We start from the raw sequence: 17,952 nt of genomic DNA, 5'->3' as shown, positions 1-17,952 counted from the left end.
AACGAACGATTCGCGATTTTCGAACGAAGGCTTGAACACATGGCATCTGGACACGAACAACACGGGGAACACGGGCACCACGCAGCCCAACACGGCCCACGCACCATGCCGACGGTGCTGAACTCTCCGGATCTCATCTCCGGCTGGCGGACCAAGTCGGTCATCGTGGCGGTGGTCGCGGCGTTGCTGAGCCTCGTCTTTCTGCTGGTCCCCGGCGGCGCGAGCCACATCCTGCGGGCCTACCTCATGGGCTTCATCCTCTCCTTCGGCTTCGCCGGCGGCGGTCTTGTCCTCCTGATGCTGCAGTATGTCTCGGGCGGTAAGTGGGGCCTTCTGCTGCGCAGGCCTCTCGAAGCGATGAGCCGGACCTTCCCCCTGGTCTTCCTCATGTGGATCCCGCTCGCGATCGCTGTCTTCACGAAGCATCTTTATATGTGGGCGCGGTACCCGACCAACGAGGCAGCCAAGCAGGCGCTTGACCTCGGTCTGATCGGCAAGGAGCAGGAGCTGACCATGATCGCGAAGCGAGCGATGTTCAGCCCGAGTGCCTTCATGATTCAGTCCCTTGTGGTTTTCGCCATCCTGTTGCTCTTCACCTACTTGCTGAACAAGTGGTCGCTCGAGCGCGATGCTGATCCCGCAGCAGGAACCGAACCCAGCTTCGACCGGTGGCGCACCAAGTTCGAAAATCTCAGTGGGCCTGGCATCTTCCTGTATGTCGTGCTGATGACGGACGTTATTCTGCTCTGGGTGATGTCGCTCGACGTGACCTGGTACTCGTCGATGTGGGGCTTGAAGTTCCTCGTCGGTCAGGGGTATGGAGTGTTCGCACTCTCGCTCATCACGGTCATCTCGCTCTCGAAGGTCGAGCCCATCAAGACGCTCCTCCGCACCACCGAGCAGCATGACCTCGGCAAGCTTGCCTTCGCCTTCACTATGCTCAACATCTACCTGACCTTTGCTGAGTTCCTCATCATCTGGTCGGGCAACGTACCGGACGAGATTCCCTGGTACCTGAATCGCATCCATGGCGGCTGGTGGACAATCTGCACGCTGGACTTTGTCTGCCACTGGCTGATTCCATTCTGCTTGCTGCTCTCCCGGAATCTGAAGCGCGACAAGGGCCGTCTCAAGGCGTTGGCGATCTTCATGATCCTCGCTCGCTTCATCGATATGTTCTGGATCATCGAGCCGAACTTCAAGGATGCCGCCGGCAACCTGCATCTCGCTGGCAACTTCGGGATTCTGGCTTATATTACGGTTCCGGTCGCTGTCGTCGCAGCCTGGGGCGCTTACTATCTGCACCAGTTGAACAGCCGTCCGCTGGTCAACGTGAACGATCCTCACCTCGAGGAGCTGTTGGAGGCTGAACATGCCCACTGATAACCACGATCTCGGCAAAGAAGCCGTAGGCAACACCAAGCCGGCATCGGACCTGCAGGAGGGGAACCCCGGCTACGAGCTGACCGACGTCAATGTGAGCGGCGTAGTCGTCTTCCTCGCCGGTCTGCTCGGATTCGTCTTCGTCTTCTTCGGCTTCTGCTTTATCATGGGCCGCGGCATCAACAGCCTCTGGATCGACCAGGATGGCAAGGCGAACAAGTGGCAGGTGGCCTCGGGTGCTTCGGCGATTGCCGATCGTCACCGGGAGAATCTGACCAGCAATCCCGAGATCGATCAGAAGGACCTCGCCCATATGACGGCCGTCTTCCCGACGCCGCGCCTGGATACGGATGACGGCAACCAGTCCACCGCCGACCTTCACGCGCGCGAGGATCTTCTGCTCGACCACTACAGCACGATCGATGGCCAGCCCGATGCAGTCCGGATCCCTATCGATCGCGCCATGGAGCTGATCGTCCAGCGTGGGCTTCCTGTGGCTGCAAGCACCGGGCCAAAGGTTCTCATGGTCGGTGACGCCGAACCCGTCGTGCATGCGCCGCTGACTACAGGCTTTGCTCGCACCGGCTACGAGTTGGATACGATCGAGACGCGTGAGCAGAAGCTCAGCTACACCAAGGCTGAAGGCGAGCAGCACGCGGCTCTGGTTCCACAAAAGTAAGTAATCGAGTTTCGAACCGGCAGGACTGGAAGACAGGGACAAGCAATGAAGAAGACGACCACAATTCGGAGCGGCAGTGCAAGGCGGTTCTCCGTCGTGCGTGGTGCCGCGCTGCTTGCGGCGTTTGCCTTCGCATTATCGGCTCCCCTGTACCTTACGGCACAGGTCGCTTCGTACGGCGACAAGCAGGCTGGTGAGAATCAGGGCGACCAGTTGCCCAATGTGCTGCAGAAGGTCGGCGTACAGCAGCATCTCAATCAGCAGCTTCCCCTCGACGCGAAGTTCGTCGACGAGACTGGCAAGCAGGTTGAGATAGGCGACTACTTCGGGAAGCATCCTGCCCTGGTCTCGCTGGTGTACTACAACTGCCCCATGCTTTGCTCGGAAGAGTTGGATGGCCTCACGAGTTCGCTCGAGATGGTTCATCTTGTTCCTGGTAAGGACTTCGACGTAATCGTCATCAGCATCGATCCGACTGAGACGCCCGCGCTGGCAGCGAAGAAGAAAGAGTTCTACTTGAAGCGCTACGGCCACCCGGAGACCGCTGCCGGCTGGCACTTCCTCACCGGACAGACACCGGCAATCGAGGCGGTCTCATCGGCCATTGGATTCGGCTACGTTCGCGTTCCCGGACCGGACGGCAAGTTGACGCAGTATGCGCATGCAAGTTCTTTGGAAGTGGTAACGACCAGCGGCAAGGTCGCGCAGTACTACCTCGGAGTGGAGTATTCGCCGAAGGATGTTCTGCTGGGGCTCATCGAGGCCTCCAACAACAAGATCGGGTCCCCTGTTGCGAACATTCTGACGTACTGCTACCACTACGATCCATCCATCAATAAACACTCGCTGATCGTGGCGCGGGTGGTGCAGCTCGGTGGCATGGTGACCGTGGCTGGACTCGGCGGTTTTATCTTCCTGATGTTTCGGCGGGATTTGAAGCTTGGGCGCGACCACGACCTGACAAGAGATTCAACGGATAAAGGGTAACGATGCATATCAGTCCAGTCTTGTGGCAATTTCTGGTGAAATGGCTCCACGCTTCAGCGCTCTTCCCGGCTGAGGCATCCACCATCGCTCCGTGGATGGACGCGCTGTACTTCTTCCTGCTTGCGATGACCGTCGTCGGCGTGATCTTGGTCGGTGCGCTGCTGCTCGCGTTCTCGCTCATGTATCGCAAGGAGAAGAATCCGGTCGCGACCCACATTGAGGGCTCGACGCTGCTCGAAGCGACGTGGACGATCATCCCGCTGGCCATCTTCCTGGTCTGCTTCGTCTGGGGCGCGCTCCTGTACTTCCGCATTTACAGCCCGCCGGTCAACGCGATGAACATCTATGTCGTCGGCAAACAGTGGATGTGGAAGGCCGAGCATCCCGGCGGTCAGCACGAGATCAATGCGCTCCATGTGCCCACCGGCAAGCCGGTGCAGCTCACCATGATCTCGCAGGACGTCTTTCATAGCTTCTCGATTCCCGACTTCCGCGTAAAGCGTGAGGTGATCCCGGGCCGCTACTCGACCGTCTGGTTCGAGGCCACCACCCCCGGCACCTATCACATCTTCTGCACCCAGTACTGCGGCACGCAGCACTCCGGGATGATCGGCGAAGTCACCGTGCTCACGCCGGACGACTACGACAAGTGGACCAAGGAGTCGACCAGCGGCATGTCGCTGGCGCAGAACGGCGAGCGACTCTTTGCCTCCATGGGCTGCAACGCCTGTCACTCCGGCACGGCCGCTGCCCGCGGTCCGAACCTTGCCGGCGTCTATGGCTCGAAGCTGACCCTGACCAACGGTTCCCAGGTACTCGTCAACGACGCGTACCTGCGCGATGCGATCCTGAATCCATCGCAGCATGTGACGGCGGGCTTTGCGCCCATCATGCCGACCTATCAGGGACAGATCAGCGAAGACGGCCTGATCGATCTGGTTGAATTTATCAAGACGATGCCCAATAACTACCGTGTCCAGCAGACGCTGGTCACATCACAGTCCGATCAAACGACGCCTGCGGCGCCGGGGATGGTGAAGTAATGAGTACATCAACGATTCTGAATCTTCCGGACCAGGCCACAGCGACCATTCCGAAGAAAAACTACATCAACGCGGAGCACGGCATCCTCAGCTGGCTGCTTACGGGCGACCATAAGCGCATCGCGATGCTGTACCTCGTCTCGATCACCTTCTTCTTCTTCATCGGCGGAGCCTTCGCAGGCCTCATCCGTTTGGAGCTGCTCACCCCTCAGCCTGACCTGGTCGCGTCCGACACCTATAACAAGTTCTTCACGATGCATGGCATCGTCATGATCTTCCTGTTCCTGGTGCCTTCGGTCCCGGCAACGTTGGGCAACTTCCTGATCCCGATCATGCTTGGCGCGAAGGATCTGGCGTTCCCCAAGATCAATCTGCTGAGCTGGTACCTCTACCTCGCAGGTGGAACGCTCACCCTCGCGGCATTGGTGCTTGGCGGCGTCGATACCGGCTGGACCTTCACCACGCCGCTCTCGACCCACTATCTGAACACCCACGTCCTCACCGCCGCGACAGCGATCTTCATCGCCGGCTTTAGCTCCATCTTCACCGGGCTGAACTTTATCGTGACCATTCATCGCATGCGCGCTCCCGGGATGACCTGGTTTCGCATGCCCCTGTTCGTCTGGTCCAACTACGCTGCTTCGATCCTGATGGTGCTCGGTACCCCGGTGCTTGCCATCGCGATCGTCCTGGTCGCTCTCGAGCGCACCATTGGTATCGGCGTCTTCGACCCCACGAAGGGAGGCGATCCCCTCCTCTTCCAGCATCTCTTCTGGTTTTACTCTCACCCGGCCGTGTACATCATGATTCTCCCGGGCATGGGTGTGATCTCCGAGGTCATCTCGACCTTCAGTCGTAAGCGCGTCTTCGGATACACCGCCGTCGCCTTCTCGTCGGTTGCGATCGCGCTCTTCGGCTTCTTCGTCTGGGCTCACCATATGTTCATCATGGGTGTGTCCAACTATTCGGCGCTGGTTTTCTCATTGCTGACGATGCTGGTCGCGGTACCCTCCGCCATCAAGATCTTCAATTGGGCGTTCACCCTCCAGAAGGGCTCGCTCACCTTTGAGACCCCGATGCTGTACGCCTTCGGTTTCATGGGTCTGTTCACCATCGGTGGGCTTACGGGCGTCTTCCTCGGATCGCTCGGTATGGATATCCATCTCACCGAGACCTACTTCATCGTGGCGCACTTCCACTTCGTCATGGTGGGCGGTATGCTTATGGCGTTCCTCGCCGGCATCCACTTCTGGTGGCCGAAGATGACGGGCCGCATGTACCCCGAGTCGCTCTCGAAGCTGGCTGCAGTCGTCACCTTCATCGGCTTCAACCTTACTTTCCTTCCGCAGTTCATCCTCGGCTACCTCGGCATGCCGCGCCGCTACCACGCGTATCCGCCGGAATTCCAGGTACTCAACGTTCTTTCGACGGCCGGTGCCACCGTGCTGGGTGTCGGATACATGCTGCCCATGATCTATCTCGCGTGGTCGCTCAAGTATGGCGCGATCGCGGGCAACAATCCCTGGCAGGCTACTGGTCTCGAATGGCAGATTCAGTCCCCGCCGCTGACCGAGAACTTCCTCGTTACGCCCATCATGGATCATGAAGCGTACGACTACGAGTGGCTTGCCCACAAGACGGAACAAGAGGTAACGACCGTTGGCTAATACGATCGCAACCACGCACCCCGAAGTCGTGCACGGCCACCACGCTCACGACGAGCATGTGGTTCTCCCGCAGCACAGGCATCACTTCGAGACGGAAGAGCAGCAGCGAGAAGCCGGCAGCTTCGGCATGTGGCTCTTCCTGCTCACCGAAATCATGTTCTTCGGCGGACTCTTCTTCGCCTACCTGCTGTACCGCAACTGGTACTACCCGGCGTTTGCCGCGGCTTCCAACCAGCTTTCGGTGCCGCTCGGCGCCTTCAACACGGTCATGCTCATTGCCTCGGGCTTCTGCATGGCGCTCGGCGTTTGGGCCGCGGAAGTCCGTAAGAAGGGCTTCCTCGTTCTGATGCTCGTGCTGACGACCGTCTTCGGCCTGGTCTTTCTCGGCGTCAAGGGTATTGAGTACCACGAGAAGTTCGAGAAGCATCACGTCCCCGGAGCCAGCTTCAGTATCTCCGAGTTCGTCAATCCGCCGATCGACGCGAAGACCGGCAAGCCGACGGAAGAGCCGCTCTCGCCAGACATGGCGCAGCACACGCAACTCTTCTTCTTCCTCTACTTCGCCATGACCGGCATGCACGCCTTCCATATGATCCTCGGAATCGGCATCCTCGTCTGGCTGATCGTGAGGGCCCAGAAAGGTGAATTCTCGGAGGGATATGTCGCGCCGATCGAGAACTTCGGCCTCTACTGGCACTTCGTCGATATCGTGTGGCTCTTCCTCTTCCCGCTGCTTTATCTGATCAACCGTCACCCCCTGCACTAAAAAACCGCGACGCGCTCGACGACGCGCGGGAAGGACTGGAAACATGGCAGAACATATCAAACATCACGACGCTTCGAATGTGACCAATCCGGAGCATGCCGAGCATCACATCGTTTCGCCGCTCGAGTACTGCTATGTGTTCGCGTTCCTGCTCGTCTTCACTGCCATCACGGTAGTCGCGGCGTACTTCGACCTCGGAGCGCTCAACCCGATCCTTGCGCTGGCCATCGCCAGCACCAAGGCCGTAGTCGTGATGCTCTTTTTCATGCACGTCAAGTATCAGTCGAAGCTCATCAAGATGACCGTCGGTGCGGGTTTCTTCACCTTCTTCGTCCTTATCATGATGACGATGGCCGACTATGTCTCGCGCGCGTGGGGTACCTGGTAACTCTTTTCGAGCGGGTGGATTCAACAAGAAGCGGAGGCCATTGGTCTCCGCTTCTTTGCATTTCATCCCGAAACTTCGAGCCAGTCGAAGGAGGACCTCTCCGACGTCATCGCTTCAAGGGCGTCGCATAGGAAGCAAGGCATCTGCTTCGCAGAGCCGTCCCATAGGACAAGACTTATGCACGTCCAGCGAACTCCCGTGTCTCCGTCGTTACCTTGATCTTCTCGCCTTCTTTGATGAACAGCGGCACCCGGACCGTCACGCCCGTCTCGAGCTCCGCGGCCTTGGTCACCGAACCCGACGACGTATCGCCACGCACCGCAGGCTCCGTATACTTCACCGTCAGCTCCACCTGGATCGGCAGCTCCAGCCCGATCGGGTTGCCGTTGTACTTCTCTACCTGCACTAGCGTTCCTTCCAGCAACAGATCCAGCGCATTGTCCATGATGTCCGGCGATAGATTCAGCGTCTCGAACGATTCCTGGTCCAGGAAGTAGCTGCCGTCATTGTCCGAGTAGAGATACGAAGCCTCGACGGTCTGCAGATCGGGTTCCTTGAACTTGTCTCCTGCTTTGAACGTCTTGTCGATTACGGCGCGTGTCAGCAGGTTGCGCATCTTCAGCCGCACCAGCGTCTGGCCGCCGCGTGCTGTGGGGGTGGAGATGTCCGCATCGAGGCAGCGGTACGGAGCGTTTTCGAACTCGAAGAACATCTTGCGCTTCACGTCGATCGCGTCGAGAAGAGTAGCCATGGCGTGTGGATCCTTGCAATAAAGAAAAATAGTCGAAAATGAGACCTGTTCAGGATAACAGCGGACTTACAGCCCCCGCGCCAGCACGTAGTCGTCGAAGACCTCGAAGCCCATCTGGAAGCGACGCGTTCCAACGATTGCAAAACCCGCCTTGGCGTAGAAAGCCAGGGCTCGCGTATTTCCGCCATACACGCCCAGAAACAGCCGCCTCGCGCCCTGTGCCCGAGCTCCCTCTACTGCCTGGTCCATCAGCGCTCGTCCTGCCCCGCCTCCATGAAACCGCGAGAGCAGATAGATCCTCTTCAACTCGAGATCCGTGGGCTCAGGATCCGCGATCGGCAGCTCCGGAGCCGATACCATCGCGTAGCCCACCGGGCCCTGTTGCACCGCTGTCTCTGCAACCCAGATCCGCGTCCGCGGCAAGCCGAGATAGTGCGCATACTTCTCAGCGGAAAGGTTCACCCGGCAGTGCTCCACCATGGACGTCCCCGGCAGGATCCCCGCAAACGCATCCAGAAACGTGGCCACACTCACCGCCGAAAGCATTTGGGCGTCATCATGCGTGCAGGCACGAAGTGAAATCTCATCAACAGCCACGGTCATTCCTCCATCTTTCCTCATCCTAGCCGAGTAGCTTGGTAGGATGACCGTTTGGCCCCCCCGGAAGATCACCGACCGCTTGACGAATGCACGCGTCACCGTCCGGCGCGACGGCACGCCCGACCCCGCAGGCACCTGCGTCTGCTACTGGATGCAGCGCGCCCAGCGCGGCATCGACAACCACGCCGTGGACCTCGCAGTAGCGATCGCCAACGACCTCGCTCTCCCCGTTGTGGTCTACTTCGCCGGTATCTCCAACTTTCCCCACGCGAATCTCCGCCACTACGCCTTCCTCAACCGCGGCCTCTGGGACATCGAAGAAGACCTCGCCGCGCGCAATATCTCCTTCTGCATGCGCCTCGCCCCCAACGCCTCTCCCGGCGAGTTCTTCAAGGATCTCCGCCCCGCCCTCGTCATCGGCGACGAGAACCCTATGCGCGAGCCCGAAAGCTGGCGCCGCCGCGTGGCCAAACACCTCGCCGTGCCCTTCTACACCGTCGACACCGACGTCGTCATCCCTTCAAAGCTCATGGAAAAGGCCCAGTACGGCGCGTACACCATCCGCCCCCGCCTCTATCGCGCTCTCCCCGAGTTCCTCGTACCCTACGAGAACCTGCACGCGAAGGTCGCCTGGAAGAAACCCAAAGACCTCCACACCGACTCAATCCACCAGGACATGACCGCCCACTGGGACGACCTCGACCGCAGCGTCAAGCCCGTCGAAACCTGGGTAGGCGGAACCCACGCCGCGCAGGCCCGCCTCAAAAAGTTCGTCTCCCGCATGCTTCGCGACTACGATGAGAAGCGCAATCACCCCGAGCTCGACGGCACCTCTGCCCTCTCGCCCTACCTCCACTTCGGGCATATCGGCCCCATGACCATCGCCCTCGCCGTGGCCGATGCGGCCGAAAAAGACAACACCCTCATCCCCGCCAAGGACGCTTACTTCAACGAGCTCATCGCCTGGCGCGAGTTGGCCGTCAACTTCGTCAAGTACCAGAACGACCGTTACGATACCCCTGAAGCCGCCGAGGACTGGGCCCGCACCACCATCCAGGAGCACCACAAAGACGAGCGCGAGTTCCTCTACACCCGCGCCCAGCTCGAACAGGCCCAAACCCACGACGACCTCTGGAATGCCGCCCAGATCCAGATGCTCCGCGATGGATGGATGCACAACTACCTGCGCATGTACTGGGCGAAGAAGATCCTCGAGTGGACCCCTGACGTTGCCACCGCGATGGACATTGCCATCTACCTCAACGACAAATATTTCCTCGACGGCCGAGATCCCAACGGCTACGCCGGCATCGCATGGGCCATCCTCGGCAAGTTCGACCGCGCCTGGGGCGAACGTCCCATCTTCGGCAAGCGCCGATTCATGTCCGGCGCCAGCACTGGCAAGAAGTTCGACTCTAAAGCCTATATCCGGCAGATGAACGCCCTCCCAGAACCCAAGTAAAAGACTAGGGGCGACGGGCGGGAACAAGGACAAAGACAAGGAAAGAACCGCAGACCGCTGCGGGGATGACAAACAAGAGGGTTTACCTCGCACTGAGGAAGTGCAAGCTGTTTGGTCTTTGCCTCTTTTTCCCGTCTTTCCGCCTTTTCCCACAGTCTTTTGCCTCGACTAAACTAAGACCGTCAGGAGCAACTCATGGAATACGGACGTCTAGGAACCACCGGCGCAACCATCTCGCGCATCTGCCTCGGCATGATGACCTACGGAGCCAAATCCTGGCGTCCCTGGGTCCTCGAAGAGGATGAAGCGCGTCCTTTCGTCCAGCGAGCCGTCGAAGCCGGCATCAACTTCTTCGACACCGCCGATATGTACTCCTATGGCGAGAGCGAGCGCATCACAGGCAAGCTCCTCAAGGAGTTCGCCCGTCGCGACGAGGTCGTCATCGCGACGAAGGTCTTCCAGCCCATGTCCGGCCGCCCCAACGACGGCGGGCTCTCCCGCAAGCACATCGTTCAGGGCGTGGAGCAGTCCCTCAAACGTCTCGGCGTTGACTACATCGATCTCTACCAGATCCACCGGCGCGACCCCCACACCCCCATCGAGGAGGTCGTCACCGCCCTCGATAGCCTCGTTCAGTCGGGCAAGGTCCTCTACCTCGGCGCGTCCTCCATGTTCGCCTGGCAGTTCCTCAAAATGCTCCAGCTCCAGCAGTCCAACGGCCTCGCCCGCTTCGTCACCATGCAGAACCACTACAACCTCGTCTACCGGGAGGAAGAACGCGAGATGATCCCCCTCTGCCTGGAAGAGGGCATCGGCATGATTCCCTGGAGCCCCCTCGCGCGCGGCTTCCTGGCCGGCAGAAAGCCCGGAGAAGCCACCGTCCGAGCCCAGACCGACGACCTCAAGAAGTCGTACTACAAAGAGTCCGATTACGTCGTGGTCGAGCGCGTGGAAGAGGTCGCCACCGCCCGCGGGGTAAAACCTGCCCAGGTAGCCCTCGCCTGGATGTTCACCAAGCCCGTCGTGTCGGCTCCCATCATTGGCGCGAGCAAGATGTATCAACTCGACGACGCGATCGCCGCGGTCGACATCAAGCTCACCGATGACGAGGTAAAGCGCCTCGAGGAGCCTTACGAACCTCACCGCGTCCTGGGCCACCGCTAAGCCGCGTGGGATGCCTCAATGACGGGTGCCCCATCCTCCGATAGGGTGGGGTCCGGCGGCACATTCCCAAGGAGCCACGGTATCCTGATACCCGAGGCAACATCTTGGCAAAAGTCCTAGTCACAGGCGTAGCAGGCTTCATAGGCTCCCATCTCTCCCGCGCTCTCGTCGAGCAAGGCCACGAGGTTCGCGGGCTGGATAACTTCTCCACCGGTAGCCGAAAAAACCTCCTTGCCGTCCCCGTCGATGTCCACGTCGTCGACCTCGCCGACGCCGAGCTCGTCTCGAACGCCTGCGAAGGCATCGAAACCATCTTCCACCTCGGTGCCCTTCCCTCGGTCCCCCGCTCCGTCAAGGAGCCTCGCCCCTCCCACGAAGCCAACCTCGATGGCACCTTCAACCTCCTCGAGGGAGCCCGCGCAGCAGGGGTGAAGCGAGTCGTCTACGCAGCCAGCAGCTCCGCCTACGGCAACCAGCCCGGCTTCCCCCGCGTCGAGACCATGAAGCCCGAGCCCATCGCCCCCTACCCCGTCCAGAAGCTCGCCGGCGAGCTCTACATGCAGAGCTATTGGCGCGTCTACGGCCTCGAAACCGTCTGTCTCCGTTACTTCAACATCTTCGGCCCCCGCCAGGTCCCCGACTCACCCTACTCCGGCGTCATGGCCAGGTTCATCCTCCAGATGCTGCAGGGCCAGCAGCCCACCATCTTCGGCGACGGAGAACAGGGCCGCGACTTCACCTATGTCGCCAACGCCGTCCAGGCCAACCTGAAAGCCGCCGCCGCCCCAGCCGAAGCCGTCGCCGGGAAGGTCTTCAACATCGCCTGCGGCGAACGCCACACCCTCAACGAGACCTACCAGGTCATCGCCAGGCTCTTAGACCACGAAGGCCCGCCCGCCTACGGTCCCGTCCGTGCCGGCGACGTCAAAGACTCCCTCGCCGACATCACCGCCGCCCGCGACGCCTTCGGCTACAACCCCGAAGTAGGCTTCGAAGAGGGTCTCCGCCGCACCGTAGCCTGGTACCGCGAGCAGGCCGGCAAATGACGCTCCAGGACTGGATCGCAAACATAGACGCCCGCACCACCCGTATCGGCATCATCGGCCTCGGCTACGTCGGCCTCCCCTTGACGCTCCTCTTCAGCGAAGAGGGCTTCCACGTCACCGGCTTCGACATCGACCCCAGCAAGGTCGCAACCCTCAACGCCGGCGAGTCCTACATCCACCGCATCGAACCCGCCCACATCGCCGCCGCCCAGTCTGCCGGGTTTGAGGCCACCACCGACTTCTCCCGCATCCCCGAGGTCGATGCCGTCCTCATCTGCGTTCCCACCCCCCTCAACGAAGACCACACCCCCGACATGAGGTCCGTCACGTCCACCATGGACGCCATCGCCCCCCACGTCCGCCCCGGCCAGATCGTCATCCTCGAGAGCACCACCTATCCCGGCACCACCGAAGAGATCGTCGTCGCCACCCTCGAACGCCTCGGGGCACACGTTCTCAGGGGAGAGGGCGAAGCCCTGACAGGCATCATGGTAGCCTTCTCTCCCGAGCGCGAAGACCCCGGCAATATGGTTACTCCCCGCCGCGACATCCCCAAGGTCCTCGGCGGCGTGGACCCCCGCGCCACCGCCGCCGCCCAGGCTCTCTACGGCAGCGTCTTCAAGAAAACCGTCCCCATGTCCAGTCCCGCCGCCGCCGAGATGACCAAGCTCCTTGAGAACATCTACCGCTGCGTCAATATCGCTTTAGTCAATGAAATGAAGCAGATGAGCGAAGCCATGGGCATCGACCTCTGGGAGGTCATCCGAGCCGCCGAGACCAAACCCTTCGGTTTCCAGGCCTTCTACCCCGGCCCCGGCGTAGGCGGCCACTGCATCCCCGTCGACCCCTTCTACCTCACCTGGAAGGCCAAGCAATTCGGCTTCGAGACAAAGTTCATCGCCCTCGCCGGCGAGGTCAACGAATCGATGTCGGCCTATGTCATTAAAACGACAGAGTCGGCGCTCAAACGCAACGGTTTGCTCATCACCGGCGCCACGGTGCTCGTCTTGGGCGTAGCCTACAAACGCGATGTCGACGACCTTCGCGAGTCCCCTGCCCTCACCATCATCGAACTCCTTCAGGAAGCGGGAGCCTTCGTCAGCTACAACGACCCCTTCTTCCCCGCCGTCGGGCAGGGCCGGAAGTACCGTCTCCACATGAAGTCGACTCCCCTCTCGAGCATCCCCGAGTTCGACTGCGTCCTCATCGCCACCGACCACACCCAGTACGACTACCCCGCCATCGTAAGAGCCGCGAAGCTGGTCATCGACACAAGAAATGCCACCCGCGGCATCGCATCCGAAAAAATCGTCCGCTGCTAGTCGTTGCCTTTGCCCCTCTGGGCCTTACTGCTTTTCATCCCGCAATCCCGCAATCTTTGTCTCCCCGTCCGTACCTAAGACTCCCCACATCCCTCCCAATAAATCCGGCCACAAACGTGCATCTGGTTGACACAGCGTCGCCTGCGCTTCAGGATGTTCTCTGAGTCACATCTCCGCCGCAGAGCTTCTTTCGCCTATGTGCTCCGTTGTCCCGCAAACCCGCCGGTTTGTCCGTGCCTGCCTATGCCTTTTGGCGTGCGCAACAGCCATCGCGCGACCCCAAACCCCCTCCTATCGAACGCGTGCCGGCCGGTTCCTCCAGGGCCGCGCCGCCCCCACCCACACCGCGCCACACGCTCCACTCGCGCGCCCCCGCGCCACTGGATTAAGCGACACCTGGACCTCCATCGGCCCCGCCCAGATCGCCAGCCTCGCCTACGGACTCGTCACCGGGCGCGTGACCTCCATCGCCATCGACCCCGACGACGCCACCGGCAACACCGTCTACGTCGGCACCACCGGCGGAGGCGTCTGGAAGTCCACCAACGCCGCCGGCCCCGGCGCTTCCGTGTCCTTCCTCCCCCTTACCGATACTCTCCCCGTCTTCTCCGGTAACGCCGGCACCTCGGCCATCGCGTCCATCTCCATCGGAGCCGTCTCTATCCAACCCAACGCCGGCCTGGGAGCCGCCATCCTCGCCGGAACCGGAGACCCGAACGACGCAACCGACTCCTACTACGGCTCCGGCATCCTCCGCTCCGTCGACGGCGGCAACACCTGGACCCTCGCTCAGGGCTCCCGCGACGGTGTGGCCGGCAACCACTCCTTCACCGGCCTCGGCGTCGCCGGCTTTGCGTGGAGCACCACGACCCCCACCCTCGTCGTAGCCGCCCTCAGCCAGGCCGCCGAGGGCGTCATCGTCAACGCCCCTGACGCCACCAACTCCGTCATGGGCCTCTACTACTCGCCAGACGCCGGCGTCACCTGGAAGATGGCCACCCTGCAGGACGGAGCCCAGACCGTCCAAACCCCGCTCCCCAGCGGAGCCAACGCCGGAGGAAACGCCGCCACCGCCGTCGTCTGGAACCCCATCCGCCAACGTTTCTACGCTGCCGTCCGCTTCCACGGCGTCTATGAGTCCACCGACGGAGCCACCTGGTCCCGCCTCACCATCCAGCCCGGCCCCGGTCTCTCCCTCACCGCCTGTCCGACGAACCCCGGCAGTACCGGCTCGCCCACCTGTCCGTTCTTCCGTGCCGCCCTCGCCGTTCAGCCCTCCACCGGAGACCTCTTCGCACTCAGCGTAGACCGCGCTAACCAGGACCAGGGACTCTGGCAGGATGTATGCGGAATCGCCGGATCGACTTGCGCCAACAGCAATGTCGCTTTAACGACCAACATCCCCAGCACCATCCTCGATTCCGGCTCAGGCAGCACAGTGATCCCCCAGGCCGACTACAACTTAGCCCTTGCCGTCACACCTCTCGACGCCGGCACCACCCTCCTCCTCGTCGGCACCGAAGACCTCTATCGCTGCGCCTTCACGAACGGCAACGCCACCACCTGCCGCCTCCGCAACACCACCAACGCCCTCAACGGATGCTCCGCCCCCGCTGCCGTTGCCCCCTCCCAGCATGCCATCGCCCTCCAGGGCGCGCTCGTCTACGCAGGCAACGACGGAGGCCTCTACCGCTCCACCGACGGCATCGCCCAGACCGGCCCCTCCTGCTCCGCCACCGATGCCACCCACTTCCAGAACCTCAACGGAGGCCTCGGGTCCCTCGCCGAAACCGTCTCCCTCGCCGCCCACCCCACCGATCCCGCCACCCTCCTCATCGGCGTTGGAGCCAACGGGACTGCACTCTCCACCACCGGCCCCTGGCAGCAACTCGCCACCGGCGAAGGCGGATCCGTCGCGATCGACCAAAGCACCCCCGCCAACCTCTACCTCTCCACTGGTCCCGGCACCAGCATCGCCTCCTGCACCAAAGGCGCTGCCTGCACCGCCGCCGATTTCACCTCGACCATCGGCGAGCCTCAGGTCGGCAACGATACCGCCCTCATCGACGCCCCTTGGCTCCTCGATCCCGCTACCCCCGCCAACCTCCTCGCCGGAACCTGCCGCGTCTGGCGCGGCCCCGCGGCGAACGGCTCCGCCTGGTCCAGCGCCAACCAGCTCAGCGCGGCCTTCGGCGGAGCACACGGCGGCTCCTGCACCACCGCCAACCCCCTCATCCGATCCCTCGCCGCCGGAGGTCCCACAAGCCCGTCCTCCACTCCCGTCAACACTGGTTCGACAGTCCTCTACGCCGGAGCCGCAGGTGCCCTGGACGGCGGCGGCACCCTCGCCGGACACGTCTTCGCCACCTACGCGGCCGGAACCGCCGGCAGCACCACCGTCTGGACCGACCTCGCCGGAACCAACGTCACCAACGACCCCGCCTCCGCCAATCTGTTCAATCCCGGAGGCTTCGACGTCTCCGCACTCACAGTCGATCCTCACGACGCCACCGGCAAAACCGTCTACGCCACCATCATGGGCTTCGCCGGCAACGGCTTCAACGCACCCCACGTCTACCGCTCCCTCGACGGAGGCACCCACTGGACCAACATCTCCAGCAACCTCCCCAACGCGCCCGCCAACGCCCTCGCCGTCGATCCCAACGACGCCAACATCGTCTACGTCGCCACCGATACCGGCGTCTACGCCACCACCCAGGTCTCTACCTGCGCCACCGTCAACTGCTGGTCCAACCTCGGCGCAGGCCTTCCCAACGCTCCCATCGTAGCCCTCATCGCCACCGCCGCCCTCCCCACCGGCGATGGCCGCCTCGGCCTGCTCCGCGCCGGAACCTACGGACGCGGCGTCTGGTCCATCCCGCTTCTCACCGCCGCCGCCCCCGCTAACCCCGCCCTCACCCTCAGCCCCACCACCCTCACCTTCGCCACTCAGGCCGTAGGGAGCCAAAGCCCCACCCAGACCGTCACCGCCACCAACTCCGGCAACACCCAGGTCACCCTCTCCAGCCTCGCCATCGCACCGGCCCCAGTGCCCACCGTCAACGGAACCTCCGACTTCACCGTCACCGGCACCTGTGCCGCCGCAACCCTGGCCCCCGGCGGAACCTGCACCATGCAGGTCAGCTTCCTTCCCATCGCCACCGGAACCCGCACCAGCGTCCTCACGGTCTACGCCAACATCCCCGGCGGACAGACCACCGTCGCCCTCACCGGCTCCGCCACCACCGCCGCCGCCATTGTCTTGAACCCCGTATCCGCCACCTTCGCGACCACCAACGTCGGTTCCACCAGCCCCGTCGTCAATGTCACCATCTCCAACACCGGAGGCCTGCCCGCCTCGCTCCAAAGCATCGCCCTCACCGGCTCTCAGGCCACCGACTTCAAGACCACCGCCAACACCTGCGGCTCCTCCCTTCCCTCCCAGACCGGCTGCACCGTCTCCCTCGTCTTCCAGCCCACCACTCCCGGAACCCGCACCGCCACCCTCACCGTCACCGGCGACGCAGGCATCCAGACAACCAGCCTCACCGGCACCGCAACCTCCCCCGCCACGGACACCCTCGCTCCCCTCGCCCTCACCTTCGCTCCGCAGATCCTCAACACCCCCTCCCCCGGACAAGACGTTACCCTCACCAACGCCGGCGACGTCCCCCTTACCCTCATCGCCGCCACCATCACCTCCGGAGATTTCACCGCCGTCAACCACTGCGGCAACTCGCTCAATGGCCACAGCACCTGCACCATCACCGTCGCCTACGTTCCCAAATCCATCGGTTCCGCCACTGGCATCCTCACCGTGACTGACCAGTACCGCACCCAGACCGTCCCCCTCAGCGGCACCGGCCTCGCCCCCGCCGGCGTCTCCCTCTCACCCTTCGCCACCATCGCCTTCCCCGTCACCGCCGTAGGCGTCACATCCGCGCCCCAGTCTGTCGTCCTCACCAACAACGGCGGCGTTCCCCTCGCCATCGCCTCCCTCTCCCTCACCGGCGCCGCCTTCCAGGTGGCAGCAGGCTCCAACACCTGTGGCGCCACCCTGGCTCCGAGCGCATCCTGTAGCCTGTCCGTCGCCTTCGCGCCTACATCCAGCGGCCCCCACAGCGGCTCCCTCACCTTCACCGACTCCGCCGCCAACTCCCCCCAAACCCTCACCCTCACCGGCACCGGAGTCGACTTCACCCTCACCGCCAGCGGCCCCACCACCGTCACCGTAGCCAGCGGAACCTCCGCCGTCTTCCCCTTTCTCCTCACCTCCGCACCCAACACGCCGGGCACCGCCACCTTCACCTGCCAGGGTGCTCCGGCCAACGCCACCTGCACGGTCATCCCACCCAGCCCGAACCTGGGCGGCACCACCAGCGTCATCGTCACCATCGCCACCGGAGTAGCCACTACCCACGGCCAACTCACCCTCAAACAAACCTTCTGGCTAGCTTCCCTCCTCCTCCTCCCCCTCTTCGGACGCAAACGCCGCCTCCGCCGGGCAGCCCTCACCCTGGCCTGCTTCACCCTCCTCGGCTGCGGAGCCGGCCGCCTCATCCCCGGCAGCGGAACCGGAGGCGGGGGTGGCGGATCCACCACACCCACCCCCAGCGGCAGCTACAGCATCGCCGTCTCAGCTACCAGCGCCGGCCTCACCCGGACAGCGAACGTAACGCTTGTGGTCCAGTAAC

At 62.5% G+C, this 17,952-nt stretch carries 14 protein-coding genes; 12 read left to right on the top strand and 2 right to left on the bottom strand.

Annotated elements, in window-relative coordinates; all coding sequences use genetic code 11:
• Nucleotides 1-39 precede the first annotated feature (39 nt).
• The 7 genes from BM400_RS03235 to BM400_RS03205 are packed head-to-tail and all read left to right on the top strand — an operon-like array spanning nucleotide 40 to nucleotide 6,913.
• Complete coding sequence (locus tag BM400_RS03235) at nucleotides 40-1,383, top strand: hypothetical protein (protein WP_089836577.1); 1,344 nt, start codon at nucleotides 40-42, stop codon at nucleotides 1,381-1,383.
• Nucleotides 1,373-2,062 carry a hypothetical protein gene (locus BM400_RS03230; protein ID WP_089836575.1) on the top strand — a complete coding sequence of 230 codons (690 nt, stop codon included), beginning with the start codon at nucleotides 1,373-1,375 and terminating at the stop codon, nucleotides 2,060-2,062. Before BM400_RS03235 ends, BM400_RS03230 begins: the two co-directional genes overlap by 11 nt.
• Before the next feature lie 45 nt (nucleotides 2,063-2,107).
• Nucleotides 2,108-3,049, top strand: a complete 942-nt coding sequence (locus tag BM400_RS03225) for an SCO family protein (protein WP_141223792.1) — start codon at nucleotides 2,108-2,110, stop codon at nucleotides 3,047-3,049.
• A 2-nt stretch (nucleotides 3,050-3,051) separates the two neighbouring features.
• Entirely contained in the window at nucleotides 3,052-4,092 is a 1,041-nt protein-coding gene (gene coxB, locus BM400_RS03220; protein WP_089836573.1) for a cytochrome c oxidase subunit II, read from the top strand.
• Nucleotides 4,092-5,759 carry a cytochrome c oxidase subunit I gene (locus BM400_RS03215; protein ID WP_089836571.1) on the top strand — a complete coding sequence of 556 codons (1,668 nt, stop codon included), beginning with the start codon at nucleotides 4,092-4,094 and terminating at the stop codon, nucleotides 5,757-5,759. The genes coxB and BM400_RS03215 overlap by 1 nt, the downstream gene beginning before the upstream one ends.
• A complete protein-coding gene (locus tag BM400_RS03210) occupies nucleotides 5,752-6,525 on the top strand; it encodes a cytochrome c oxidase subunit 3 family protein (RefSeq protein WP_089836569.1) in 774 nt (257 codons plus the stop codon). The genes BM400_RS03215 and BM400_RS03210 overlap by 8 nt, the downstream gene beginning before the upstream one ends.
• Before the next feature lie 43 nt (nucleotides 6,526-6,568).
• The gene (locus BM400_RS03205) at nucleotides 6,569-6,913 is read left to right on the top strand and encodes a cytochrome C oxidase subunit IV family protein (RefSeq protein ID WP_089836567.1); all 345 of its coding nucleotides are present in this window, start codon (nucleotides 6,569-6,571) and stop codon (nucleotides 6,911-6,913) included.
• A 175-nt stretch (nucleotides 6,914-7,088) separates the two neighbouring features.
• Here the strand turns inward: BM400_RS03205 and efp are convergent, their stop codons facing one another.
• Together efp and BM400_RS03195 are read right to left on the bottom strand one after the other, a co-directional pair.
• A complete protein-coding gene (gene efp / locus BM400_RS03200; RefSeq protein ID WP_089836565.1) occupies nucleotides 7,089-7,664 on the bottom strand; it encodes an elongation factor P in 576 nt (191 codons plus the stop codon).
• Nucleotides 7,665-7,730: 66 nt separating this feature from the next.
• The gene (locus BM400_RS03195) at nucleotides 7,731-8,267 is read right to left on the bottom strand and encodes a GNAT family N-acetyltransferase (protein WP_089836563.1); all 537 of its coding nucleotides are present in this window, start codon (nucleotides 8,265-8,267) and stop codon (nucleotides 7,731-7,733) included.
• Between the two features lie 40 nt (nucleotides 8,268-8,307).
• On the opposite strand from BM400_RS03195, the gene BM400_RS03190 reads away from it, so the two are divergent.
• From BM400_RS03190 to BM400_RS22730, 5 genes are all read left to right on the top strand, one after another.
• On the top strand, nucleotides 8,308-9,726 hold the full coding sequence (locus BM400_RS03190) for a deoxyribodipyrimidine photo-lyase (protein WP_089836561.1): 1,419 nt from the start codon (nucleotides 8,308-8,310) through the stop codon (nucleotides 9,724-9,726).
• A 195-nt stretch (nucleotides 9,727-9,921) separates the two neighbouring features.
• The gene (locus BM400_RS03185) at nucleotides 9,922-10,890 is read left to right on the top strand and encodes an aldo/keto reductase (RefSeq protein ID WP_089836559.1); all 969 of its coding nucleotides are present in this window, start codon (nucleotides 9,922-9,924) and stop codon (nucleotides 10,888-10,890) included.
• 104 nt (nucleotides 10,891-10,994) lie between these two features.
• Nucleotides 10,995-11,936: an SDR family oxidoreductase gene (locus BM400_RS03180; protein WP_089836557.1), complete on the top strand. Its 942-nt coding sequence runs from the start codon at nucleotides 10,995-10,997 to the stop codon at nucleotides 11,934-11,936.
• Nucleotides 11,933-13,258, top strand: a complete 1,326-nt coding sequence (locus BM400_RS03175; RefSeq protein ID WP_089836555.1) for a nucleotide sugar dehydrogenase — start codon at nucleotides 11,933-11,935, stop codon at nucleotides 13,256-13,258. Before BM400_RS03180 ends, BM400_RS03175 begins: the two co-directional genes overlap by 4 nt.
• A 250-nt stretch (nucleotides 13,259-13,508) precedes the next feature.
• Complete coding sequence (locus BM400_RS22730; protein ID WP_281245478.1) at nucleotides 13,509-17,951, top strand: choice-of-anchor D domain-containing protein; 4,443 nt, start codon at nucleotides 13,509-13,511, stop codon at nucleotides 17,949-17,951.
• The last annotated feature ends 1 nt before the right edge of the window (nucleotide 17,952 follow it).

Source organism: Granulicella pectinivorans (assembly GCF_900114625.1).
GTDB lineage: Bacteria > Acidobacteriota > Terriglobia > Terriglobales > Acidobacteriaceae > Edaphobacter > Edaphobacter pectinivorans.
This window is presented reverse-complemented; position numbering and strand designations above follow the sequence as displayed.

Coding starts and splice junctions, on each gene's coding strand:
- BM400_RS03235 (WP_089836577.1), top strand. CDS start 40: ATGGCATCTGGACACGAACAACACGGGGAACACGGGCACCACGCAGCC.
- BM400_RS03230 (WP_089836575.1), top strand. CDS start 1,373: ATGCCCACTGATAACCACGATCTCGGCAAAGAAGCCGTAGGCAACACC.
- BM400_RS03225 (WP_141223792.1), top strand. CDS start 2,108: ATGAAGAAGACGACCACAATTCGGAGCGGCAGTGCAAGGCGGTTCTCC.
- coxB (WP_089836573.1), top strand. CDS start 3,052: ATGCATATCAGTCCAGTCTTGTGGCAATTTCTGGTGAAATGGCTCCAC.
- BM400_RS03215 (WP_089836571.1), top strand. CDS start 4,092: ATGAGTACATCAACGATTCTGAATCTTCCGGACCAGGCCACAGCGACC.
- BM400_RS03205 (WP_089836567.1), top strand. CDS start 6,569: ATGGCAGAACATATCAAACATCACGACGCTTCGAATGTGACCAATCCG.
- efp (WP_089836565.1), bottom strand. CDS start 7,664: ATGGCTACTCTTCTCGACGCGATCGACGTGAAGCGCAAGATGTTCTTC.
- BM400_RS03195 (WP_089836563.1), bottom strand. CDS start 8,267: ATGACCGTGGCTGTTGATGAGATTTCACTTCGTGCCTGCACGCATGAT.
- BM400_RS03190 (WP_089836561.1), top strand. CDS start 8,308: ATGACCGTTTGGCCCCCCCGGAAGATCACCGACCGCTTGACGAATGCA.
- BM400_RS03185 (WP_089836559.1), top strand. CDS start 9,922: ATGGAATACGGACGTCTAGGAACCACCGGCGCAACCATCTCGCGCATC.
- BM400_RS03175 (WP_089836555.1), top strand. CDS start 11,933: ATGACGCTCCAGGACTGGATCGCAAACATAGACGCCCGCACCACCCGT.